This window comes from Prevotella melaninogenica, from assembly GCF_013267595.1.
In the GTDB taxonomy this organism is placed as follows: domain Bacteria; phylum Bacteroidota; class Bacteroidia; order Bacteroidales; family Bacteroidaceae; genus Prevotella; species Prevotella melaninogenica_D.
This window is the reverse complement of sequence record NZ_CP054010.1, coordinates 53,367-76,768: the sequence shown is the minus strand read 5'-3', so window position 1 is coordinate 76,768 and position 23,402 is coordinate 53,367. Positions and strand designations below refer to the sequence as shown.

The following is a 23,402-nucleotide window of genomic DNA, read 5'->3' as shown; positions in this document are numbered from 1 at the left end:
AAGCAGCACAAAGTTGAATAGGATTCATCGAATAATAATCGTACGAAACCAGTCACGAAGAACACCACCATATTGGTCTTGGCTGTCAGCACAAAGTACTACAACTTGACTTCCGTCTGCAAGGCGGGGGCCAAGACACATACCCTCATAGTTAGCAAGATTCTGACGAAGCAGTCCTAAGGAGGTTTTCCACGTTGCAATCAAAGTCTTCTGCATATACGGACTATCCGTATCAAGTGCTTTTTCTTGACTGATAGTCATAGACTTCGAAGGGTCAACACAATAAATCTTATTCTCTACAAACGAACCAATTTTACTTGAGGTTACCACGAATTCACGCTCTAAAACAAGTAATTTTCCATCATCTAAGGCTGCCATTGCTGGTACACCCATTGCATAATTAGACACAGAAGGATGAATCTCCGCAGCATCCATCAAATAAGCATACTGTTCTTGAGGAACAAAGGAGTCATCAAAACTTTGAAAACGAAGTCTATTCTTCACTTGATTCTTTGCATTAGCTTGTTCTCCATCTATCTTCAACGTACTTTCAGAAGTCGTCCAAAAACGATGCGTATGGGCATTGTAAGTTAGTGCTTCAAAACTATAAGCCGGTGTAGCCGTACTGAAAACGGAGGGAATAGCAAGCTTCCGCCCCGTCAGTTTACCATTCATTCCATATTCTAAGATACTATTATCTGCTTCACGGGATATGAACAACGTGCTGTCCTTAGGAAAGAAAGCTATGCCCTCTTCATCCTTATTCAACTCGCCCGATGATTGGAAGCCCTCATTCACAACGTCTTTAATATCTCCACTAACAGAATCTATCTGTATACGAAAGCGAAAGAAGCCACTTTCAGACATCTTATCAGAAACCACTGCATAACGATCACCACCCAACCATGTCAACCCACTATAGTTTCCTTTAGGAACTGTACGCTGAAAGTAATGCTGTGGATTGAGTCTGACAAGCTGTTGAGCTTGTGCAAAAAGCGTAAATGGGAAACAGAATACAAAGAATAAAATATGCTTGAGTTTTAGTTTCATAACCATGAATATTTGGTTTTAAGCCGTCTAACAATGACTTCCTTTTATCTTAATCAATAAAGTCTTATTATATAAGATAAGGTCAATTAACATCCTTACTATCCTTGGCAAATACTGTGCGAAGGCTTCGCACGAGGCGTGCGGAGGGTGAACACCAATGGTACGGGGACCTAACACAGTACAAACGAACCTCAGAAAGAGAACGAAAAGTTGGTTAACTCAATCAGACAACAGCCTTCTTAATCGTTAAACAAGCTATTAGTACATCTCACATAGCCCTCTTGTTATAAAAGAGATATGCGTAGGTCTCGTTTATAAAACAAGTACCTACGCAAGCTTTTAATTTACGAATTCGAATTGAATAAGCCTATCCTTCTCCTGTAAACTGCTTCAGACGCTGTTCTTCAGAAAGGCGACAAATAAGCAATTTACCATCCTGCTCAGCTACAATATAGCCATCAAGCCCCTGAATAACAACCTTACGTTCCTCCGTTGTATGTACAATACAGTTCTTACTATCAAACAGATGAACATCATTACCAATAACAGCATTACCGTAAATATCATGCTGTGTCTGAGCAAGCAACGAGCCCCAAGTTCCTAAATCACTCCATCCAAAGTCTGCAGGGCATACAAATATCTCTTCAGCCTTTTCCATAATAGCATAATCAACAGAGATATTCTCACACTCTGGATAAACCTCATCAATCACACGCTGTTCATCCGCAGTATCCAATACATCCATGATACGCTCGAAAATTCTTGCTATACTTGGCTGATAAATACGGAAAGCATTGACAATAGTAGAGGCACTCCAGATGAAGATTCCTGCATTCCAGAAGAAGTTATTCTGCTTGATATATTGTTCTGCAGTTGGTAAATCAGGCTTCTCACGGAACTGATCAACACGATAAATCTCGCGATTACGCGCTGAAGCTGTTGAAAGATCGGCTTGTATATAGCCATAACCCGTCTCTGGACGTGTTGGTTTCATACCCAAAGTAACCACAGCATCCGTTTCTGCAGTAAACTTCAAACAGTTAGAAATGACACGTTTGAATTCCGCTTCATTGGTCACAATATGATCACTTGGTGACACCACGATATTAGCCTTTGGGTTCTCTTTCTTGATACGCCAGCTCACGTATGCAATACAAGGTGCTGTATTACGACGGCAAGGCTCGCTCAAGATATGATTCAGAGGTATCTCTGGGAGCTGTTCATGAACTAAAGAGACATACTTTTGGTTCGTGACAACCCACATATTGTCAGAAGGAACAACACCTGCAAAGCGATCATAGGTCAGCTGGATGAGTGATCTACCTACTCCTAAGACATCAATAAACTGCTTAGGACAGTCTGCTGTACTCATCGGCCAGAATCTACCTCCTACGCCACCTGCCATAATGACGAGATGATTATCAGTTTGCGCCATAACTTATTATCAAAAAATTAATATGACTGCAAATATACAAATAAAAATGAATAACGACAATTATTAATGTCGCTTTTTCTTTTTTAGTGATGCTAAGCAAGGATTACTGCGGTAATAAAGCTATAAAATCAGAAATCAAACAGATTCAGACTTCTATCTTCAGTAGGCTTTTCTTTAGGAGTTTCTACCTCGTCATGAAACTGAAGAATCAGTTGTTGAGATAACTGATTATTCTCATTTAGCCTATAAACTCCTTTCCTACTCTTTTCTATAAGAGAGTTGCAAGACTTGCTATTCTTCAAGAGATACATCTGTACATACTTGTGTACGTCTTCTTGATTTAGTGAATTGAAAAGAGAATTACAAGCATTAAAAACATGACGGGAGACTTTCTGAACAGAAAGTCCCTCGTTTCCTGCTTCAGCAAGAACTCGTAATATTTCCTTATCGTATTGCATACAAAAAGGGAGCCTATACCTTTATCATACAGACTCCCCCTCCTGTGTTATAATAATTACTCTAATTATGCAAGAGCAACTTTGTCGTTTTCACCTTTAACTTTGCCCTCTTTAAAGAGCCAACCAATGCCAAGATAAACCTCATCAGTACTAATATTAGCAGCCTTAGCAATCTCAGCAACTGTCAAAGCCTTGGCTTCAGCAGCAAGAGCATTGTAAACATCGCCAGCCTTAAAGCCGACATTCTCTGCATTAATAGCTACAACTGACTTCTTAGCAGGAGCTTTCTTAGCAGGAGCCTTCTTTGCTGCCTTAGGAGCAGACTTAACTTCTTTCTTTTCTGTCATAGTTTTACACAATTAAAGTATAGTTCAAACAATCGAATAATTATTTATATGTATCAATCTACTTAAATAATGCAAACATACAAAAGAGTTGTTAGCTTTCTTCTGGTGAATGCTATTTATTTGTTGCAAAAGTACATCAAATATTCCAATGTATCAAATACTTACGACGAAAAGTAACAAATAATGAACGCTTTAACTCCTTCAGCAAGATTTTTTTGACTTAAGTCAACCGAAAAGAGTGTTATGCCTTCAAATCTAACTTGATTTCCAACTCGTCCAACTGCTTCTGATCAATAAACGAAGGAGCATCCAACATGACATCACGTCCACTATTATTCTTAGGGAATGCGATACAATCACGAATTGAATCGAGACCTGCCATGATACTTACAAAGCGATCAAGACCGAAAGCAAGACCTGCATGAGGTGGTGCACCATACTTGAAAGCATTCATCAAGAAGCCAAACTGTGCCTTAGCACTCTCTGGTGTGAAGCCGAGAACCTCAAACATCTTCTCCTGCAACTGAGTATCGTGAATACGAAGTGAACCACCACCAACTTCGATACCATTGCAAACAAAGTCGTATGCCTTTGCTCGAACCTGCTCTGGATGCTCATCCAACAACTTGATATCATCAGGATTAGGCATTGTAAATGGATGGTGAGTAGCCATCAAACGCTGCTCTTCATCACTCCATTCGAACAATGGGAAGTCAACAATCCAAAGACACTTAAATACGTTCTTATCGCGAAGTCCTAAGCGATCACCCATCTCAAGACGCAGAGAACAGAGCTGAACTTGTGTCTTTCTAACGTTGTTACCAGAAAGAATCAACACAAGGTCGCCATCCTTAGCACCTGTTGTTTCCTTAACTTTTAGCAACTGCTCCTCTGTATAGAACTTATCAATAGAACTCTTAATAGTACCATCTGCATTGTACTTAATGAACACAAGCCCCTGAGCACCTACCTGTGGACGCTTCACAAAGTCGGTCAATTCGTTAAGTTGCTTGCGGCTATAGTCAGCACAACCAGGAACAACAATACCTCCAATGTAAGCAGCCTCATCAAATACAGAGAATGAACCTGTACCCTTCAAGTCGTCCATCAACTCTACGAATTCCATGCCGAAACGCAAGTCTGGCTTATCAGAACCATAACGCTTCATAGCATCATGCCACTTCATCTGCTCCAACTTAGGAAGCTCTACACCGCGAATCTCACGGAAAAGATGACGTGCCATCTCCTCAAACAGATTGATAACATCATCCTGATCAACGAATGACATCTCGCAATCTATCTGTGTAAACTCTGGCTGACGGTCGGCACGTAAGTCCTCATCACGGAAACACTTAGCAATCTGGAAGTAGCGATCAAAACCCGCAACCATCAACAACTGCTTCAATGTCTGTGGACTCTGTGGGAGTGCATAGAACTGACCTGGGTTCATACGTGATGGTACAACGAAGTCGCGTGCACCCTCTGGTGTTGAACCAATGAGGATAGGTGTCTCAACTTCCATAAACTGTGCAGCATCGAGGAAGTTACGAATAAGAATCGTCATGCGGTGACGTAATTCCATATTCTTGCGCACTGCCTCACGACGAAGGTCTAAATAGCGATATTTCATACGGAGGTCATCACCACCGTCTGTGTTATCTTCAATTGTGAAAGGAGGAGTTTCTGAGCTACTAAGCACCTTCAACTCCTTAGCAATAATCTCTATATCACCTGTAGGAATCTTGCTATTCTTACTCTGACGCTCATTAACAACACCCTTAACTTGAATGCAATATTCACGTCCTAACTTGTTAGCTTCGCCACAAAGGTCTGCATTATCGGCCTCATTGAAAACTAACTGGGTAATACCATAGCGGTCACGAAGGTCGACAAAAGTCATACCTCCCATTTTACGTGCGCGCTGTACCCATCCAGCGAGGGTCACTTCCTTGCCTGCATCCGAAAGGCGCAGCTCTCCACAAGTATTTGTTCTATACATATCTTATTATATGTTTATTATATTTCGCTTCTGCAATTATCCCCAAAAGGGAAATCAAACGTAATTGTTTGGTTTTGATAATCTCCTGCAAAGATACGAACTTTAAATTAAAAATGGGAAACACCTTATAAAAATATAAAGAAAGTTCTGTGGAATTATTGTTAAGTCTGCTATATGAAAGGCGTTAAAATAACAATATCTCCTTAATTATTGTGAAATTTTAATGAAACTATAAACTTTCTCATTACTTTTGCATCGAACTTAATAAATATCAATTAAACAAAGACGACATGAAAAAGTTCTTATTAATGACAGTGATGTTAGTTTTCGGACTGACATTTGCAGTAGCACAGAATCAGGCAGAAATTAAATTTGATAAGGTAACTTACGACTTCGGTACTTTCTCTGACGACAATCCAGTGCACAAGACAACATTCACTTTCACCAATGTTGGCAAAGCTCCATTAGTGATTAACCAGATTGTTGCAAGTTGTGGTTGTACTATACCAAGCTATGATAAGAAACCGATTGCTCCCGGTCAGAAAGGTACGATTGATGTGACGTATAACGGAACAGGCAAGTTCCCGGGACACTTCAAAAAGAGCATTACCGTACGTACAAATGGAAAAGTAGAAATGACCCGACTATATATAGAGGGTGTCATGACTGGTAAATAAACAACAAACTAAAATAATAGAGCCAACTTTTACGCATCTGTAAAAGTTGGCTCTATTGTTTTGTAAACACTGAACAACCAAATATTTTGTAATAAAAATTCACAAGTCCTATTTATATTGATGCTTAATTGCATTCGAATTAAGCACCAATTGGCTTCTAAAAGATACCCTTTTGGAGTCTAACTAACGCCCTTTTGAACCCTTATTAAGCACCTTCAAGAACACGACTTTACAACAAACTGATATACTGATAGTTACAAAGTCGACAAAAAGACGTACATTCTTAGGCTTTTAAGAGTAAATCGCCCTAACTGTTGTAAAGTATTTTCACGACTTATCTTCATCTGGAGTATGAAGAATAATACTTGTGGCACCAATCGTAAAGAGCGTACCGCCTTCAATAACACGACGTTCACGGTCGCCAAGAATCACATTGTCAACAAACGTACCTGTATAAGAAGGACCATCACGCAACACATATTGCAATTTACCATGCTTATTCTTACTAACAGTAATAGAGCAGTGCGTCATGTCAACACTTGGGTCAACCGTTTCAATCGGACAGTTAATTGGATTTCCCTTCATATAACGTCCGATGACATTTTCACCCATCTGTAGAGGAATCACTTGGCGGAAATGAAAGACGTTTTCAATCACGTGAAGAGAGCCATACTTGTTCTCTGCTTCTTCATCTACTGAAGCATCGTTTTCCTCTTTTTGTGTCTTACGAAGTTTAGAAACTCCTATACGGATTCCAAACTCCTTACTACACTGAGGACACTGGAAAACAAGACGTTGTCCCGACTTATATTTTGTTTCATCAAAAGTTATGAAGTTATCACACTTCGGACATCTTACACGCTTCATATATAATAAAAGTAATTTTAATAAAAATGCCCCTCACCTCAGAAGAGGATAAAGAGGCTCTCATGGAGAAACATACAAGGCTAAACATAAATAAGCAATGAAAAGCCTTCTCTCTAAACTTTATTGTATTGGATTCTATGTGAAAGAAAAATATATCTGCCCTACCCTTTCATTGTATGTGAGCCTATCTTACTTTCCGATTTCTATCACCCAAGCTTCCTTAAAATCTGTAGTTTTATTGATAAACTTCATCTTTTCATAAGCTTCCTTTTGACTTGAGAAATAGCCATAAAGAACCTTTATGCTTTCAGCTCCTTCATAGACACGCGCATCAGAAAGTCCACTCTTTTGCAATTTATGTACAAAAGCACGTGCATTACTTTCTGTTACATGGCTTGCCATAACGATTGCCCAATAATGAGAAGTAATAGTAGGAGTTGTCTGCTGCAGCTTAACACCTGACACTTGATTGGTAGGCGTTAATGTATTTAGTTGCTGAGAAGCATTTGACGTATCGTCAGAATCGAAGATATTATAAAGAACTCCGCTCTTTATTTGCTGTTTATCATTTGCACCTTGACGGTTAGAGCCAGGGAAAGCTACAAGGAAGACCGCAGTAAGGAAGACTGCTGCAGCAGCTACATTGCGCACTGCACGCATACTGATACTAAGACGTTTATTCGCAGTATCTGAGTCATCAACAAAGACAACACCCTGCTTCTGTGTCTTAACCTCAATCGTTGTAGGTGCAGACTGCTTCTCAGCAACAAACTTAGTGAAGTTAAAGCTACTCAAACCATAATACAATGGCGTAAGAATACCACTTTCAAAAGGTTCAAACTCTAAATTACCTTCACTATTTCTTGATAGACTTCCAAGGTCATTCAGTTCAAATAATCCTTCCTCATCTAATGCTTGATAAATCTCATCAACCTCTTTTTCTATCTGTGCTAAAGCCTCAGGATAGCTTAATTCATAGGCATCAACATAAGATTGTACCAACAAAGAGTCGTTCATTCGCAGCTGTGCATTAAAGCCGAGTGTGCGATAAGGTGGCAGAAACAAGCCATCCTGCTCATCATATCTTGCTGAAACATGATGGGCAACAAAGCCACCTAAGCCTGGGACAATGACACAATCATTCTCCAACAGAAGTATCTCTATATGTCGGTCAAGTTTTATCACGCTTGCAAAATTAAGTATTTTATTTGGAAGTGGCAAGTCCCCAACGTTAAATTCTTATTTGAATAATGAAAAAGGGAATAATCCTTCCGATAATCGATAAAACTTCTTATCTTTGCAATAAGAACTAAAAATAAAGCTATGGAGTTTATCAAGACAGAAATTGATGGCGTTTGGATTATTGAACCTAAGGTGTTTAATGACGATAGAGGTTATTTCTTTGAATCCTTCAAACAGTCTGAATTCGACAAAAACGTTGGTTATCATGTTGATTTCATACAGGACAACGAGTCTAAATCAAGCTATGGTGTTCTGCGTGGATTACATTACCAAGAGGGCGATACCGCACAGGCTAAGTTAGTGCGTGTCATCAAAGGTAAGGTAGTTGATGTAGCTGTTGACCTTCGCAAGAGCTCACCTACATTCGGAAAGTATGTTATGGTTGAACTGTCTGACAAGAACAAGCGTCAGTTCTTCGTACCACGTGGCTTTGCACATGGCTTCCTCGTTCTTTCTGATGAGGCCATCTTTACTTATAAGGTGGATAATGTTTACTCTCCACAGACTGAAGCAAGCCTTCGTTGGAATGATGAAACGGTAGCTGTTAAGTGGCCTATCGATGCAAAAGATGTCATACTTTCAGACAAAGACCTTAACAAGGGACTGTCTTTGAAGGACGCTAAAGTATTTGAATAAACACCAAAATCATTTACAATATCGGGCGCAGTGATTGTGCGTCCGACATAACAAATTTATTTACGAACGTACAATCGGAGCGTTCTACTATGTATCAGTAAAGATGAAACAGAAGTTATTTGTCTGCATATTAACGTTACTGGTTCTTTTAACGGCTTGCAAGAATCGTGGAACTGATTTTCAACAGCAACACGAAGATAAGCAAGCAAAAGAGATGTTACAGGGCTTATGGACCAATGGTGAGAACAGTGATCCTGCCATGTTGGTTAAGGGAGACAGTATTTTCTACCCTGATTCAGCCAGTATGCCTGTACGCTTCTGGATTTATCAAGACACTATCTACCTGCAAGGTCAAAGCATTCATGGCTATAAAATAGAAAAACAAGCTGCTCACCTACTGAAATTTGCCAACCAAAATGGTGATGAAGTAAAGTTGATAAAGAGTAATGATAAAGCACTCTATTCAGCCTTTAACTATCATGTTTACGCTATGAACACCTTCTTGGAGCAATCACAAGATACCGTTATCCGTACAGACTTAGGTTATTTCCAAAGTAAAGTTCATGTACAAACAACCTCCGACAAAGTGGTTAAATCGACTTATAATGATAATGGAGTAGAAGTTGACAACATCTATCTTGATAATGTTGCGTCACTACGATTGTACAATCATGGTACTCCTGTCTTTGCACATGACTTCCGTAAGCAGGAGTTCCAGTCGCTTATCCCTAAGACTTTCCTCTCTGGTAGCATCCTACGTAAGATGTATTTCACGCATGCTGATGCCAAAGCACTCTACTATTATGTTATTATCGGAATCCCTGATGCCGCCACAACATACGTTATCGAACTGAGAGTGACACCTGACGGAAGAATGAGTAAGAAGTTAAAGTAATATTGATTATCACTGACAGATAATCAAAAGAAAAACAAATCCATATCCGCACTTAGTTACGTTTGTGATTAAGTGCGTTTTTTTAATACAACCTAATTAAACAGAAAGAAGAAACTAAACTATATAAAATGCTATTTATCATACGCTTACGTCTTCCTAATCACAAAGAGACTTATGCCAATCAGATAACTTTTGTATACTTCTTGACGATAAGTTACCTTTATCCTTACCATAAACTTGTATGGTGTTAAGCATCCGCACGCATAGTGCTAAGCCTCCGCACCACATGTGCGGAGCACCCGCACAATAAGAGAAAGATGTATATAAGTTCGTCTATTACTATCTATTTCACACGAATATACCGATAAAAAGATATGTACATGGTGTGTTTACCATAAGTTACTCAGATTTCATCAAGAATTAGCAACATTGTTCAAAAGTAATTATTATATTTGTATCTGTTTTAATACCTAAAGTATAAGATGCTGGTCAGATAGCAAACAAATTCTTATCCATACAAAACTTATGTATTAAGAATTCTTGCTAAATTCCACCTTATTCAATAATAAAGTCAAAGACTATCATACTCTTGATATATAAAACAAGCACATGGACATACTGTCACACTTTAGAACAATAGAAGAGCTTACTAAAACACTCTCACGCGAACAAAAACTACTGAGTGAGATGTTTGAAAAGCGAAAGCTGATAAAGTTCCCCAAAGCTATAGCACTGGAGTTGGTCGGCGAAAACGAGAGCCGACTAAGTAGGCTCATTGACTATGGTGTAGTAGTAGAAACTGGCAATTCTCTTGAAATAGAAAGCGACTATCTTAATTTCTTCGAGGAGGTACTAAACGTGAATGAGGAAATAAGTGTGTTAAGTGTGCAGGAATGTATCAACACACTAAAGGAGCATATCACTTATTTCCTACAAGAGACAAACGTAAATCGGAAGGCTGGCTACCAAGATAGTGTACGCCAACTCTTGAAGAAGACAGGCTTTAGGACGTTGAAAAATGTGGTGGACTTGAAACGAAACATGGATAACACCTATAAGCAAGAACCCAACTATCTCAACAAGAAAACGAAACTACAGAATCTTGATGAGAAAAGTCATAGCATACGCTCAATGATACGTGAATGTGAGAAACTAATGGACAACGAGCAAGCTTTCTTCATTATCGCCAATGACCCACACATGGCTAAGACCTGTAGCAATGTAAGACACGATTTCGTTGAAGCCTATCATGCACTGATGGAGATAGACAGACAGATTATTGTCTATATCAATCAAATAGACCAACAGAACCAGCTTTACAAAAAGATACGCAAATTAAAGTATCTGAAAGACCAAGTTCTCATCAAGACAGAAACTAATATTACACAAGTATTAGAAGATAACAATCCACTATGAATGGAGTCTCGGCAATATAGTAAGATTCGTCTTTCATTGGAGGCATTAAGAGAGAATGATGAGATAGCAAAGGTTTTAAGGAGAATAGCAGAACGTAATGGTATACAAAAGACGTCACGAACAGAGGCAGAGCCACTTACAAAGGAAGACTTACAAGAGCAAGTACAACTTCTGAAAGAGATTGATCCTACTGAAGTGTGGAATGCCTTTGCTGCCTCAAGCTACAATCTCTTTGAATTTATCCTCAGATACAACTACACGACAAAACGTGAAATAGAAGATCATGCAACCCTCTTTTGTCAACTTGTCATCCTACACCCCGATGAATGTAAAATGACAGGAGAATACGCAACTTACCAAAACATTGAATATCCAATCATCTATGCGAAATAACACTCAACGAATATATGAACGATTAATCCGCGGAGAATTCCTCTCTGTTGACAGTTCAGACAACTCTATCCGCCATCTATACGATGACTTAGAAGAGAACTTTGAAGATTATGCAGACTACTTTAAAGAAGTTGGTCTACAATTAGAACAAGGCAATGGTTACTTCTACTTCTCTCGTATAGGGGAAGGGAAACAAGCTATAGAACAGAAGTTAGAGAGTTTCTCTAAGTGGCTTGATTATCTTGACTTCCTTAAATGCTATAACCAAGCATTCTCTGCAGGCTATCAATTTCGTAAAGGACATCTGATAGAACAAATCAGTTTGGATATTGAATTGAAGGAGAAAGCCAACCACTTGTTTAAAAAGTATGGCGCAGGCTCAAATCAAGAGATAGTAAACAAGCTACTCCAAGAGATGCAAAACATGGGCTTTGCTGAATGTGTCAATATTCAAGATGAGACTTTTAAGATAACCTCTGCATTCCGTTATGCTGAGGAAATGGTTAACATGATTCAAATAGCTAACGAAGATGAAATACCTGAATAGAATCATATTTATCAATAGTGCGAATATTCCATACGCAGAAATATCAGTAGATGGTAACGTGCATTTCACTGGAACGCAGGGTGTAGGAAAGAGTACAGTACTAAGAGCACTACTATTCTTCTACAATGCCGACAAGCATAAGTTGGGTATTCAACAAGGCCAGAAGTCGTTTGATGAGTTCTATTTCCGCCAATCTAATTCGCATATCCTCTATGAGGTAATGCGTGATAATGGAGCATATACCATATTAGTCAACCGATACCAAGGACGTGCTTCTTGGCGGTTTATTGATGCACCATACCAAAGGGAGTGGCTCATTGATAATGATAAACAGGTGTTGAGTGACTGGGTCAAGATACGTGAACGTATTGATAAGAATGTGAGTGTGTCAGCAAGAATCGACTCTGGGGTAATGTTTAAGGACATTATCTTTGGTAACACACACGACCACAAGTTTACTCGCTATGCCTTAGTACAGAGTTCTCACTATCAAAATATACCCCGAAGTATTCAAAATGTATTCCTTAACACGAAGTTGGATGCTGACTTTGTGAAGAATACTATCATCCAGTCAATGGCTGACGAAGACCACCCTATTGATTTACAAACGTACAGAAGACTGGTAACAGACTTTGAAAGGGAATACGATGAAATAGACTGTTGGTTCCGACAGACACGTGACGGAATTTATCCCGTACGCCAGCAGGCACTGAAAATAGCTGAACAGGGGCGTAAGATTGTTGCGTTTGATCAGCAACTACTTGATGTATGGCACATGTTGAACTACGTTGTAGCGGACGATGAACAACAAATACCACTATTAGAAAGTAAACTTTTAGATGTAAGAAACAATATTGAGAAAGAGAGTAAACGTCAGAAGGAACTTAAAGCAGACTATGACAAAGAAAAAGACTCACTCAATCAAGACCTTGGTGGGAAGAATAGTAAACTGAAAGAGATAGCTGAGAAACGAAAGTATTTTGATGCTATCAATATAAAAGAAAAGGTTGCTCTTAACGCTCGTGAGAAGTCATTAAAGTATGAGGCGGATGAGAAAAAAATGCTATTGGATGATTTACTCAAAACGAATGCTTCAATAGCAGAGAAGTATAATATCGCCAAAGCGAAACTTGAAAATGCTCATCAAGCATTTATCAATAGGCAGAGAGAGAGTTTATATACAAAGCAAACAGAGCTACAACAAGAACGTAATCGCTATGAAGAAGAACGCTCTAAGAACAGAAACCTGGTTATGAATGCGTATCGTGCTTGGTCACTCGAATCCAAAGAACGTCTTCACAGTCTTACTGCTGAACAGTATAGAGCTGACAGTAGAGTTAAAGAACTACGTCAATGGCACCCTAAAGAGAATGATATCAAGCTGGTAAAGGAGCAGCTGCTGCAATTAGATACCAATGAAAAGGCTAATAAGGCACAGCAGACAACTGTTAGGGTTCAAATAGAAAAGCTGACTAACGAATTCGAAATGAAAGAGGCTGAATTGAAACAAGCCTCTTTGCAGGAACAAAAACGATTGGAGAACGAGCGCGCAATATGCCGTAATGAGATTGCAAGAATCAACGACTTGCTGTCACATTTAGATGATTCACTGTATCATTGGTTGTGTGAGAACGCTGAAGGGTGGGAAGATACGATTGGAAAAGTTGTAGATGAAGAACGAATACTCTATGCCCAAGGACTTGAACCAACATTAGATAATAACACAGACAATCTATTTGGAGTAAAGCTCAACTTGGAAAATATTGAGCCTACCCATCGTACCCCTGATGAGTATAGGACAAAGAAGAAAAATTTAGAGAGCCAACTTCAGCTATTGAATAGACAGTTATCACAACTACCAGTAACCCTTCAAGAGGAAATATCTAAACTCGGTAAGAAGTATGGTAACCTACTTAAACCATTACGTCAAGAGGCTACTCAGTTAAGAGTGGAGGCTGAACAAATACCTACAAAGAGACAGAACCTGCAGAACCAACGGCATAAATTAGAGATGGAAGAGCAGGAAATAATCTCAAGCGAACAAGAGTTACGTATGCGTGCATTCAATGATGCCACTCTTAAAGTTGAAGCTGAGAAAGAAAGACAAGCCAAGAATGATGCTAAGAACGAAAAGGACTTGAAGGAACTTGATGCAGCGTTCAATAGGTCTGTAAAGGCACTTAATAATGAACTACATGCGTTTCAAGAGCAACAAAAGACTGAATCTGAATTGCATAATCAGGAGTTTGAAAATCAAAAAGCTCAACTTGACAAGCAACAAAAAGCTGAGCTTGAAGGTAAGGGAGTAGATATCAAACTATTGAACGAATATCGCAAAGCACTTGATGAACTTAACAAGCTACTTCAACAGATAGAAACAGACCGCAATGACGTAATCAAATACGAAGATGCGGTGGAAACTCTCTTCTCCAAAGAAGTTGATATTAGAAACAATATAAAGGAGATTGGGCAGCGACTTATTATGTTGCAACAACGCTACGAAGACAAACGAATACGCATAGAAAAGAAGAAGCAAGCATTTGAAGACCAACAGAGAGCGATACAAAAAGACCTCGCTCATAGACGAGATGGGCTAAATCAATATCATCAAGTTATAGAAAATGAACACTTAGTATCCAACGATTATCTCGCTGACAATAAGGTAAAGTCTACACATTTAGACTGTCTACAGCTAATAAGTCAGCTGAGAGGTACCATTAATCAGAAACGAGAAGCCATTGAGATACTAAAAGGAACTGTCGTAAACTTCAATCGTAACTTTAAGCCTCAGAATGCTTTTCACTTCAACACAATGCCTATCACAGACGATGATTACATGCAAATTGCAGTTGACTTACAAGAGTTTATCGACAATAATAAGATAGAAGAGTATCGAAGACGCACCAGTGAACATTACAAAGACATCTTGGGACGTATTTCAACTGAGGTCGGCGCGTTGATGAAACGTAGATCAGATGTAGATGGAGTAATCCTTGACATCAATCGAGACTTTGTTGAGAAGAACTTTGCTGGAGTCATTAAAAGTATAGAATTAAGAGCAAATGAGTCGTCAGACAAGCTTATGCAGTTGCTTATATCTATTCATAATTACTGCATAGAGAATGCGCTTTCTATAGGAGAACTTAACCTCTTCTCAAGTGATAATCGTGATGAAGTAAACCGAAAGGTTGTAGACTATCTAAAGAGCTTATCTCATCAGTTACAGAACGAGCCAAATCGTAACATCGTATCATTGGGTGATGCCTTCCGTTTACAGTTCCGTGTAAAGGAGAACGACAATGATACAAGCTGGGTAGAACGCATTAATAACGTTGGTTCAGACGGAACAGACATCTTAGTGAAGGCAATGGTTAACATCATGCTTATCAACGTATTCAAGAAGAAGGCAGCCCGTAAGAGTGGTGATTTCATCGTCCATTGTATGATGGATGAGATTGGTCGTCTACATCCAAACAACATTAAAGGCATCTTACAGTTTGCCAACTCACGTAATATCCAGCTAATAAATAGTTCACCAACATCCTATAATCCGTACGATTATCGGTACACCTACCTACTAAGCAAGCATGGTGTAAAGACGAAAGTTGAGAAACTTTTAAAGAGAATATAACATCGAAAGACTATGGCAGTAAGTGCATCTATACAAGCGTTAATAGCTGGTGAGACCGTTGCAGGCTCAAGGATAAGTAATAGCCTACTGACAGAACTTATCCAGGAAGGTCTATTGCAAATCATTATACATGGGTCGAGAAAATCGTATCGTGCCAACAATATCGAAGCATTAAAAAGGTTTCTTATTGATAAAGATGAGAACTATCGAATATTAGATGTCGGTAATTCTGAGTCAAGGAGTTTAATGGCAAGCGAGACAGGAAACTCTAAACTCGTGACTATACGCTCGTGTCCTGGATTCCCAGTGAATACGTATGAGTCGATTGAATGTCGATTGAATAAAGAACCATTTACCATCAATCCACAAGAAGGATATTTCTTTTTTGTTTCTGATTGGAGAACATTTACGATTCCAAACAACGTGATTATCATTGGAATTGAGAATATGGAGAATTTCAGAAAAGTTCGTCAACAAAGACTATTCTTCGATGAGTACCTACATAAACATGGACTTTCACAAAAGGTACTGTTCGTCTCACGCTATCCACAATCAACCGATCTTAAAGAATGGCTGGCATCTATCCCCAATCCATATATCCACTTTGGCGACTTTGATTTGGCTGGTATTCATATATTCCTGTCTGAGTTTCAGAAGCATTTAGGCACAGAACGCACATCTTTCTTAATCCCAGAAGATATCTCCTCACGGTTAAGATGCGGCTCAACAAGACGTTATAACGAACAATATGCTCGTTATAAGGATATTAAATCAGACAGAATAGAGATTCAACAATTGATAGACCTCATTCATCATGAGCGTAAGGGCTATGATCAAGAGGGTTACATTTCTCAATAATAAGGACTTATGAAACAAAGAGAGTAACCTATCCAAAGACCTTACTTACCTATACAGAAGTGCTTAAATATATTTCCAAGCACTTCATGTGGGGTAATCTGCCCGCCTGTTATATCGGCGAGTTGATGAAGACAGATGCGCAAGTCTTCACTAACAAGGTCACCACTAAGTCCAAAGTCGAGAGCTTCTATGACACGTAAGATAGATTCGTCAGCATGCGTTAATGCCTCGTAATGACGCGCAGAAGTAATGATAACACTATTCTCACTTATCTCAGGGATATCAGCAGCTTCATAAATAGCCTCCTCCAAAGCCTTAATATTTTGCTTTAACTTCGCTGATATATAGACTGTATGTAAGTCATTATCTACCTGCTTAGGCTCTACCGCTTTACTATCGATTTTATTGAAGATTGTTATCAAGTGCTTACCCTGTGTCAAACGTTGCATTTCAGTACATTCTTCTGCTGTTGGTTGTTCATCAATAACCCACAAAACAATGGCTGCCTCATCCATCTTTTGATAAGCGCGCTCAATGCCTAACTTCTCAATTTGATCATCAGTGTGACGAATACCAGCCGTATCTATAAAACGGAATGTGACACCTTTGATTTCTGTAGTATCTTCAATGACATCGCGTGTCGTACCATGAATATCTGAAACAATAGCTTTCTCCTCATGAAGAAGGCAATTCAACAGAGTCGACTTACCCACATTTGTCTTACCAACAATGGCTACAGGCACACCTTTCTTCAAAGCCTTACCCGTCTCAAAGGAATCTGTGAGAAGTTTTATCTTTTGATGAATCGTCTCTGCCAAAGCTTTTAGTTCTGTACGATCAGCAAACTCAAGTTCCTCATGATCAGAGAAATCAAGTTCTAACTCCAACAAAGAAGTCATTTTCAAAAGCTGTTCACGCAAGAGTGAAAGCTCTGAACTAAAATGGCCCTTCAGTTGACTCAAAGCCACTTGATGCGTAGCACGATTAGAAGCAGCGATAAGGTCGGCAACAGCTTCTGCCTGACTAAGATCCATCTTACCATTCAGATAAGCGCGCTGTGTATACTCTCCCGGCTGAGCCTGACGACAGCCAGCATTAATGAGTGCCTTTACAACCTGATTAAGAATATAAGCAGAACCATGACAGGATATCTCCGTACTGTTCTCACCCGTATAACTATGGGGAGCACGGAAGACACTAACTAAAACATCATCAATGGTATTTCCCTCCTTATCGAGGATTTCACCATAATGCAAGGTGTTCCCTTTCGCATCTGTTAAATGCTTTCCACGAACACCATGAAAGACTTTGTCCGTTACTTCTATCGCCTTCTCACCACTCACACGGATGACACCTATAGCTCCACCCGGCTGAGTAGCGAGACTACACACAGTATCAGATGCTGATAAAAATATACCCTTTGAATTCATTTTACTATTGTTATATATCTATATCGAGTAAGAGAGGGACATTACATGAGCCTTCCACATCCTGTAATGGATAGCAGTCAACAACCTTACTGATTAATTGTTTGCTAATGAGAAACAAGTCTATTCTATACCCTTTCTTATTCTTTCTATAGTCAGACCCGAATGGGAAATAAGTAAATCCCTCACTTTTAGTGCTGGGATATAGGTAACGATAGACATCAATCAACTGTTCTTCTTGAACAAACCTTCCAATCTCTGCACGTTCTTCTTTACTAAAACAAGCTAAAGAAGTGTTTATAACAGCCTTATCCCAAGCATCTATATCTTGCTGCACAACATTGAAATCACCACATATAACACATGGCTTATTTTGCTGTAATTGGTGAATAATACTTTGAAAACATTTATACCAATGGTGTCTATTATCTCTTGTTGTTGCTGTTGCCCCTGCATAAGGAACATAAACACATACAACATAAATCTCCTTTAACTCTGTAACAATGACATTCCCTTTGTCGTAATATACATCAAAGTTATCATATGTAACAGATATAAGCGTGCTTGATTTTAACAGAAGAGCAGTACCTAAATGTGCAAAGTCTGTTGACTCATTCCAATACTGTTGATAGCCTTTAAAGTCAAAATTGGCATATTGCGTTCTTACTTTGGTTTCTTGTAAACATACTATATCAGGAGTACAGCTTTCCAACATCTTCTGAAGATTTGGTAAAGCTGTCCTAATACCAAAAGTATTCCAAGAAATTATCCTCATAAAGAGTCCTATATTCTCTCCAACACCTTCTCTATCAAGCCGTCGATAGTATTCTTATAGCTTGCATTTGCTTCTTTTGCAAGACGGTTGGCAATAACCATACAAACCGTTACAGCCTTATGCCCCATAAGCGTTGCAAGACCAGCAAGAGCCGATGACTCCATCTCGAAGTTAGTTACCTGCATACCATTATAAGAGAAGTTTTCTATCTTCTCATTCAGTTTAGGGTCCTGCAATGGCAAACGAAGTTCACGTCCCTGTGGTCCGAAGAATCCTCCACAAGCAATCGTAACACCACGTACCATATCATCAGCAGCGATAGTGTCAAGCAACTCCTTATCAGCACAAGCCACGTATGGATTTCCCAACTGCGAATCCCATTCAACCTGCTTCTTGAATTCCGCTTCAAACTCAAGGTCAGAAGCCTGATTACGACCTGCATAGAAGTTTAACAAGCCATCGAAACCAATACTCTTGGCAGACGCAATGTAAGTACCAACAGGAGTGTAAGGCTGCAATCCTCCACAAGTACCGATTCGTACGAGTGTCAACTGACGCAACTGCTCATTCTCTGTACGTGTCTTGAAATCGATATTAGCAAGCGCATCTAATTCGTTTAAAACGATATCAATATTGTCACAGCCAATACCTGTACTCAAAACCGTAATTCTCTTTCCCTTGAAAGTACCTGTGATAGCACAGAACTCACGATTAGAAACCTCACATTCTTTATTCTCAAAGTGTGAAGCAACGAGTGCTACACGTCCAGGGTCACCAACAAGAATAACTTTATCTGCAAGATTCTCTGGCTTCAAGTGCAAGTGGAAGATACTTCCATCCTCATTTATAATCAGTTCTGAAGGGGCAAAATATTTCTTCTCCATAGTCGAAAGTTGATTTGGTAATATTGTGATTGATCATGTTAAAAAAACAAAGGTAAGCATAAAAGAAGAGATAACCAAACGTTGTAAAGGAAAAAACACATCGGTAGGAAGCCTTACAAAAGGGCTAATAACATAGTTTCCGCCCCAAAAAAGGAGATATATAACATCGCAATTAAGCATCAGCACCAATGGTGCGGAGCGTCAGCACCAATAGTGCTAAGCATTAACACCATTGGTGCTTACCTACAAAACAAGGCTTAACGAGCCCCAATATAGCAAAAGAAAACGATAAAATAAAGGACATTACCTTATGAAACAAGCCACTAACAACTAACATATAAGATATTTGCTTACCATACAGCATTATATAGAAAATTATCTTTTAAAATTACGATGGGAATTAAATGTTTTTCTTATCTTTGCAAAAATAACAAACTAATGCACGATGAACAGAACCAACAAAGTATTACTTATTTATACAGGCGGTACCATTGGTATGGGACATAACCAACGGACAGGCGCATTGGAGCCCTTAGACTTCAATCATCTTGTTGAGAACGTTCCCGAGTTCAAACTAATTCCTACAGAGGTTGACACCTATCAGTTCGACCCTCCTATCGACTCTTCTGATATGTCACCAGTGAGATGGAAGCAGCTGGTGAAAGTCATTTCAGACCGATATGATGAGTATGATGGTTTTGTTGTTTTGCATGGTACAGACACGATGTCTTACACAGCCTCTGCCTTGTCATTTATGTTTGAACACCTCACAAAGCCAATCATCCTTACTGGTTCACAACTTCCAATAGGTCAGCTACGTACGGACGGTAAGGAAAACCTCATGACAAGTCTTGAATTGGCATCTGCACATCACTTAGATGGCACTCCAATGGTACCAGAGGTTTGTATCTACTTTAGCGGTCATCTCCTACGAGGCAACCGCTCAACGAAGCAGAATGCAGACGAGTTTAATGCGTTTGACACTTTTAATTATCCTCATCTCTGCGAGGCTGGTGTCAACTTCAACTTTAAAGAACACAGTATATTAAAGCCAGACTTTACGAAGCCAATGGTGCCACACTTCGAGTTGGATAACAATGTGATTATCTTCTCTCTCTTCCCCGGTATCGAAGAGCATTTGATTCATCACATGTTTGATGCACCAGAGTTGAGAAGTATTGTCATGCGTTCATACGGAAGTGGAAACGCTCCACAGCAACCTTGGCTTATGAACATACTTCGTAAGGTTTCAGAACGTGACGTTATTGTGGTTAATATCAGTCAGTGTATCAGCGGACAAGTTGAGATGAATCGTTACGATACGGGTTATCAACTCAAGGACACTGGTGTTATTAGCGGTTATGATAGTACGGTTGAAGCTGCTGTAACAAAGTTGATGTATCTGCAAGCTAAGTATAACGATACTGAAACGATTCGTAAATACATGAACCAATCTATTGCAGGGGAAATCACTATCTATAATTGATAGACTACTGCAAACGACTTGATAGAAAAACAAAACAGCCCAATATTTCCCACTCTTCCTACAAATTAACATGTATTGAAAGGAAGAATAAAAGGAAATATTGGGCTGAATTATGTTTGTTAGAACTTATTGCAACGCTCAAAGAAACCAATTTCTTCAAGTTCTTTCTTCATGCGTGCCTCTTCTTCATCTGTCATATTCTGGAATGGAACACGGTTAGGACCAAGGTCAAAACCCATCAACTTCATGATGCGCTTACCACCAACGATGTTACCACGGAAGTGACAAATAACGTTGATAACCTCTTGTGAGAAGTTTTGTTTCTCACGTGCTATTTCGATGTCACCCTTGTTCCATGCCTCGATGATACCTGTCAGTTCACGACCATTATAGTTGGTTGTGCCACCGATACCACCCTTTGCACCACCTTGAGCCAAACTTGGGAGAATCGTTTCGTCCTGTCCATGCAGCATATCAAACTTACCATCCTTGTAAAGACGGCATTGGTTGTACTCATAAAGACTCTCGAAGGTGTACTTAATGCCTGCAAAGTTAGGGATACGACCATCGACTGCTTTCAAGAGTTCGAGCATAGATAAGAATGCACCATTGAATGCTGGGATGTGGTAGTAGTAGAAAGGAAGTGAGGGAGCTGCGGCTGCAATTGTCTCACAATACTTCACTAACTCCTCGATACGACCAATCTTTGGGAATGGAGGAGCCATAGCTCCGATACCCCATGCACCAATCTTCTCTGCATGTTCTGCCAAACGTACGCTCTCACGCAAGCAACAACTACCCACGTGTACAATAACCTTGAAGCCCTCTGGTGCAGCCTGCATCCAGCGTTCAGCTAACTGCATACGCTCCTCAGTTGTGAGCATATAGCCCTCACCAGATGAACCATTAATAAACACTCCCTTCAAACCGTTCTTCTGCAACATGGCTGCATAAGCCTCAATAGGCTCAAGATTGACATCGCCATTAGCATAGAATGGCGTGAACGGTGCGTCAATTAATCCAATAATCTTTTCCATAAACATTGTTGCCCTCCACCTTTAATCCTCTAAAAGGGGGTTGTATGCGTGGGAAAGGCGATTATATATGATAATAATAAGCAATTATAAGCGATTCGTTACTCCATATTGTCGGTTGTTGGTTTCAAACAAGAGAGCTGTAAAACCAAAGCTAAGACAACAATACATCCCAAGATAGCAAAGCCATTACCAAGGTTACCACCATCAGTCCACTTGCCTAATACCTGTGTAACAGCAGCACCAGCGAAGACTCCGGTCATGTTCATAATACCATAAGCAGTACTGCGATACTTTGAAGAAATGAACTGACAGAGGATTGGCATATTGTTAGCATCAAACATACCATAACCAATACCAAAGCATAAACCTGCTCCGACGACAGCTACAAGACTATGACCAAAGCCCAATAACATAAGGGCTGGAACGGTAAGACCAAGTCCAATGGCACTGGTATAGACACGTCCTCGCAAGTTACGCTGTACCCAACAATCAGAAACAATACCACCCATGATAACGCCAATGAATGATGACACCGCAATTGTTATCGTAGACATTGGACCAGCACTTGACATTGGAATATCCAAGCTATTAGCAAACAGTGTTGGCAACCAGTTCTTTGTTGCCCAACCCGGGAGACTTGGTACGGCAAAGTAGAAGAGTATCACCCAGAAAGCCCATGTAGAGAAGACGATAGACAATCCACGGAAAGGATTCTTACTTAACTTAGTCTCACCTTGTAAAACCGCTTTCTGTCCATGCTTAGGATTCTCTTTCAAGAATAAAAGTAATACAATTGAATAAATAATACCAACGATACCAAACCAATGAAAAGCTGCATGCCATGAGAACATCGCTGCCAACGTTGCGCCAAAACCTCCAACAGCCTGACCAACATAAAGTCCTGTCATGTGAATACCTATCGCTAATGAGCGTGATTTTCCCTCATGCCAATCAGCAATGAGCGACAAAGCTGCAGGAATATAAAGTGCTTCGCTAATGCCCATAAAGGCACGGAGCCAATAAAGTTGGTCGAAACTCTCAGCATAACCCATAAGATAAGTCACAGCAGACCATACAAAGATGCTACCAACAACAAGCCACTTACGACTAACTCGGTCGGCAATAATACCTGCGAATGGACTTACAATACCGTAAATCCACAAGAAAACAGCCATCAATGCACCAAAAGCCTCTGCGTGATTTAGTTCTGCAATATCGACTTTCATAGCTTCCTGCATCGTCGACAACATCTGTCGATCCATATAATTCAGTAAGGCTACAAACCAAAGGAGGGCAACAAGTACCCAAGGATAGTATTTTTTCATAAAAGATTACAGCCCTC

21 protein-coding genes are annotated in these 23,402 nt (G+C 39.6%); 9 read left to right on the top strand and 12 right to left on the bottom strand.

Annotated features, from left to right (window positions below; genetic code table 11):
• Positions 1–24: 24 nt before the first annotated feature.
• From FIU21_RS00295 to aspS, 5 genes are all read right to left on the bottom strand, one after another.
• A complete protein-coding gene (locus FIU21_RS00295; protein WP_004359932.1) occupies positions 25–1,056 on the bottom strand; it encodes an esterase-like activity of phytase family protein in 1,032 nt (343 codons plus the stop codon).
• Between the two features lie 361 nt (positions 1,057–1,417).
• Positions 1,418–2,485: a mannose-1-phosphate guanylyltransferase gene (locus FIU21_RS00290; protein WP_004359934.1), complete on the bottom strand. Its 1,068-nt coding sequence runs from the start codon at positions 2,483–2,485 to the stop codon at positions 1,418–1,420.
• A 128-nt stretch (positions 2,486–2,613) separates the two neighbouring features.
• Positions 2,614–2,943 carry a hypothetical protein gene (locus tag FIU21_RS00285; protein WP_004359936.1) on the bottom strand — a complete coding sequence of 110 codons (330 nt, stop codon included), beginning with the start codon at positions 2,941–2,943 and terminating at the stop codon, positions 2,614–2,616.
• A gap of 65 nt (positions 2,944–3,008) precedes the next feature.
• The gene (locus tag FIU21_RS00280) at positions 3,009–3,290 is read right to left on the bottom strand and encodes a winged helix-turn-helix domain-containing protein (RefSeq protein ID WP_004359938.1); all 282 of its coding nucleotides are present in this window, start codon (positions 3,288–3,290) and stop codon (positions 3,009–3,011) included.
• Positions 3,291–3,531: 241 nt separating this feature from the next.
• Positions 3,532–5,289: an aspartate--tRNA ligase gene (gene aspS / locus FIU21_RS00275; RefSeq protein ID WP_004359940.1), complete on the bottom strand. Its 1,758-nt coding sequence runs from the start codon at positions 5,287–5,289 to the stop codon at positions 3,532–3,534.
• 290 nt (positions 5,290–5,579) lie between these two features.
• On the opposite strand from aspS, the gene FIU21_RS00270 reads away from it, so the two are divergent.
• Positions 5,580–5,966, top strand: a complete 387-nt coding sequence (locus FIU21_RS00270) for a DUF1573 domain-containing protein (protein ID WP_004359942.1) — start codon at positions 5,580–5,582, stop codon at positions 5,964–5,966.
• Positions 5,967–6,293: 327 nt separating this feature from the next.
• On the opposite strand, the gene FIU21_RS00265 is transcribed toward FIU21_RS00270, so the two are convergent.
• Both FIU21_RS00265 and FIU21_RS00260 read right to left on the bottom strand, forming a co-directional pair.
• Positions 6,294–6,833 (bottom strand): FHA domain-containing protein, encoded by a 540-nt coding sequence (locus FIU21_RS00265; RefSeq protein ID WP_004359944.1) that lies wholly within the window; start codon positions 6,831–6,833, stop codon positions 6,294–6,296.
• Between the two features lie 189 nt (positions 6,834–7,022).
• On the bottom strand, positions 7,023–8,018 hold the full coding sequence (locus tag FIU21_RS00260) for an HU domain-containing protein (protein WP_455131088.1): 996 nt from the start codon (positions 8,016–8,018) through the stop codon (positions 7,023–7,025).
• A 138-nt stretch (positions 8,019–8,156) separates the two neighbouring features.
• Here FIU21_RS00260 and rfbC point away from each other — a divergent pair, with 138 nt between their 5' ends.
• From rfbC to FIU21_RS00230, 7 genes are all read left to right on the top strand, one after another.
• A complete protein-coding gene (gene rfbC / locus FIU21_RS00255; protein WP_004359946.1) occupies positions 8,157–8,711 on the top strand; it encodes a dTDP-4-dehydrorhamnose 3,5-epimerase in 555 nt (184 codons plus the stop codon).
• Positions 8,712–8,814: 103 nt separating this feature from the next.
• A complete protein-coding gene (locus FIU21_RS00250; protein ID WP_004359947.1) occupies positions 8,815–9,606 on the top strand; it encodes a DUF4738 domain-containing protein in 792 nt (263 codons plus the stop codon).
• A 609-nt stretch (positions 9,607–10,215) separates the two neighbouring features.
• A complete protein-coding gene (locus FIU21_RS00245; protein ID WP_004359948.1) occupies positions 10,216–11,022 on the top strand; it encodes a hypothetical protein in 807 nt (268 codons plus the stop codon).
• Positions 11,023–11,415, top strand: coding sequence for a hypothetical protein (locus FIU21_RS13205; protein ID WP_231291323.1), 393 nt, complete (start codon positions 11,023–11,025; stop codon positions 11,413–11,415). It begins immediately after the preceding gene.
• Positions 11,405–11,962 carry a condensin complex protein MksE gene (locus FIU21_RS00240; RefSeq protein ID WP_004359950.1) on the top strand — a complete coding sequence of 186 codons (558 nt, stop codon included), beginning with the start codon at positions 11,405–11,407 and terminating at the stop codon, positions 11,960–11,962. Before FIU21_RS13205 ends, FIU21_RS00240 begins: the two co-directional genes overlap by 11 nt.
• A complete protein-coding gene (locus tag FIU21_RS00235) occupies positions 11,946–15,593 on the top strand; it encodes an ATP-binding protein (RefSeq protein WP_004359951.1) in 3,648 nt (1,215 codons plus the stop codon). Before FIU21_RS00240 ends, FIU21_RS00235 begins: the two co-directional genes overlap by 17 nt.
• Positions 15,594–15,605: 12 nt before the next feature.
• Positions 15,606–16,451: a DUF7281 domain-containing protein gene (locus FIU21_RS00230; RefSeq protein ID WP_004359952.1), complete on the top strand. Its 846-nt coding sequence runs from the start codon at positions 15,606–15,608 to the stop codon at positions 16,449–16,451.
• A 41-nt stretch (positions 16,452–16,492) separates the two neighbouring features.
• Here FIU21_RS00230 and mnmE read toward each other — a convergent pair whose 3' ends face one another.
• From mnmE to FIU21_RS00215, 3 genes are read right to left on the bottom strand one after another with little or no spacing between them, the layout of a single operon-like run.
• The gene (gene mnmE, locus FIU21_RS00225; protein WP_004359953.1) at positions 16,493–17,881 is read right to left on the bottom strand and encodes a tRNA uridine-5-carboxymethylaminomethyl(34) synthesis GTPase MnmE; all 1,389 of its coding nucleotides are present in this window, start codon (positions 17,879–17,881) and stop codon (positions 16,493–16,495) included.
• A gap of 10 nt (positions 17,882–17,891) precedes the next feature.
• Positions 17,892–18,653, bottom strand: a complete 762-nt coding sequence (locus FIU21_RS00220) for an exodeoxyribonuclease III (RefSeq protein ID WP_004359954.1) — start codon at positions 18,651–18,653, stop codon at positions 17,892–17,894.
• Between the two features lie 8 nt (positions 18,654–18,661).
• On the bottom strand, positions 18,662–19,537 hold the full coding sequence (locus FIU21_RS00215; protein ID WP_004359955.1) for a nucleoside phosphorylase: 876 nt from the start codon (positions 19,535–19,537) through the stop codon (positions 18,662–18,664).
• Between the two features lie 445 nt (positions 19,538–19,982).
• Between FIU21_RS00215 and FIU21_RS00210 the strand changes: the two genes are divergently transcribed.
• Positions 19,983–21,023 carry an asparaginase gene (locus tag FIU21_RS00210; protein WP_004359957.1) on the top strand — a complete coding sequence of 347 codons (1,041 nt, stop codon included), beginning with the start codon at positions 19,983–19,985 and terminating at the stop codon, positions 21,021–21,023.
• A 119-nt stretch (positions 21,024–21,142) separates the two neighbouring features.
• On the opposite strand, the gene FIU21_RS00205 is transcribed toward FIU21_RS00210, so the two are convergent.
• Positions 21,143–22,060: a dihydrodipicolinate synthase family protein gene (locus FIU21_RS00205; protein ID WP_004359960.1), complete on the bottom strand. Its 918-nt coding sequence runs from the start codon at positions 22,058–22,060 to the stop codon at positions 21,143–21,145.
• A 98-nt stretch (positions 22,061–22,158) separates the two neighbouring features.
• Entirely contained in the window at positions 22,159–23,385 is a 1,227-nt protein-coding gene (locus FIU21_RS00200) for an MFS transporter (protein ID WP_004359962.1), read from the bottom strand.
• Positions 23,386–23,402: the final 17 nt, after the last annotated feature.

Coding starts and splice junctions, on each gene's coding strand:
- FIU21_RS00295 (WP_004359932.1), bottom strand. CDS start 1,056: ATGGTTATGAAACTAAAACTCAAGCATATTTTATTCTTTGTATTCTGT.
- FIU21_RS00290 (WP_004359934.1), bottom strand. CDS start 2,485: ATGGCGCAAACTGATAATCATCTCGTCATTATGGCAGGTGGCGTAGGA.
- FIU21_RS00285 (WP_004359936.1), bottom strand. CDS start 2,943: ATGCAATACGATAAGGAAATATTACGAGTTCTTGCTGAAGCAGGAAAC.
- FIU21_RS00280 (WP_004359938.1), bottom strand. CDS start 3,290: ATGACAGAAAAGAAAGAAGTTAAGTCTGCTCCTAAGGCAGCAAAGAAG.
- aspS (WP_004359940.1), bottom strand. CDS start 5,289: ATGTATAGAACAAATACTTGTGGAGAGCTGCGCCTTTCGGATGCAGGC.
- FIU21_RS00270 (WP_004359942.1), top strand. CDS start 5,580: ATGAAAAAGTTCTTATTAATGACAGTGATGTTAGTTTTCGGACTGACA.
- FIU21_RS00265 (WP_004359944.1), bottom strand. CDS start 6,833: ATGAAGCGTGTAAGATGTCCGAAGTGTGATAACTTCATAACTTTTGAT.
- rfbC (WP_004359946.1), top strand. CDS start 8,157: ATGGAGTTTATCAAGACAGAAATTGATGGCGTTTGGATTATTGAACCT.
- FIU21_RS00250 (WP_004359947.1), top strand. CDS start 8,815: ATGAAACAGAAGTTATTTGTCTGCATATTAACGTTACTGGTTCTTTTA.
- FIU21_RS00245 (WP_004359948.1), top strand. CDS start 10,216: ATGGACATACTGTCACACTTTAGAACAATAGAAGAGCTTACTAAAACA.
- FIU21_RS13205 (WP_231291323.1), top strand. CDS start 11,023: ATGGAGTCTCGGCAATATAGTAAGATTCGTCTTTCATTGGAGGCATTA.
- FIU21_RS00240 (WP_004359950.1), top strand. CDS start 11,405: ATGCGAAATAACACTCAACGAATATATGAACGATTAATCCGCGGAGAA.
- FIU21_RS00235 (WP_004359951.1), top strand. CDS start 11,946: ATGAAATACCTGAATAGAATCATATTTATCAATAGTGCGAATATTCCA.
- FIU21_RS00230 (WP_004359952.1), top strand. CDS start 15,606: ATGGCAGTAAGTGCATCTATACAAGCGTTAATAGCTGGTGAGACCGTT.
- mnmE (WP_004359953.1), bottom strand. CDS start 17,881: ATGAATTCAAAGGGTATATTTTTATCAGCATCTGATACTGTGTGTAGT.
- FIU21_RS00220 (WP_004359954.1), bottom strand. CDS start 18,653: ATGAGGATAATTTCTTGGAATACTTTTGGTATTAGGACAGCTTTACCA.
- FIU21_RS00215 (WP_004359955.1), bottom strand. CDS start 19,537: ATGGAGAAGAAATATTTTGCCCCTTCAGAACTGATTATAAATGAGGAT.
- FIU21_RS00210 (WP_004359957.1), top strand. CDS start 19,983: ATGAACAGAACCAACAAAGTATTACTTATTTATACAGGCGGTACCATT.
- FIU21_RS00205 (WP_004359960.1), bottom strand. CDS start 22,060: ATGGAAAAGATTATTGGATTAATTGACGCACCGTTCACGCCATTCTAT.
- FIU21_RS00200 (WP_004359962.1), bottom strand. CDS start 23,385: ATGAAAAAATACTATCCTTGGGTACTTGTTGCCCTCCTTTGGTTTGTA.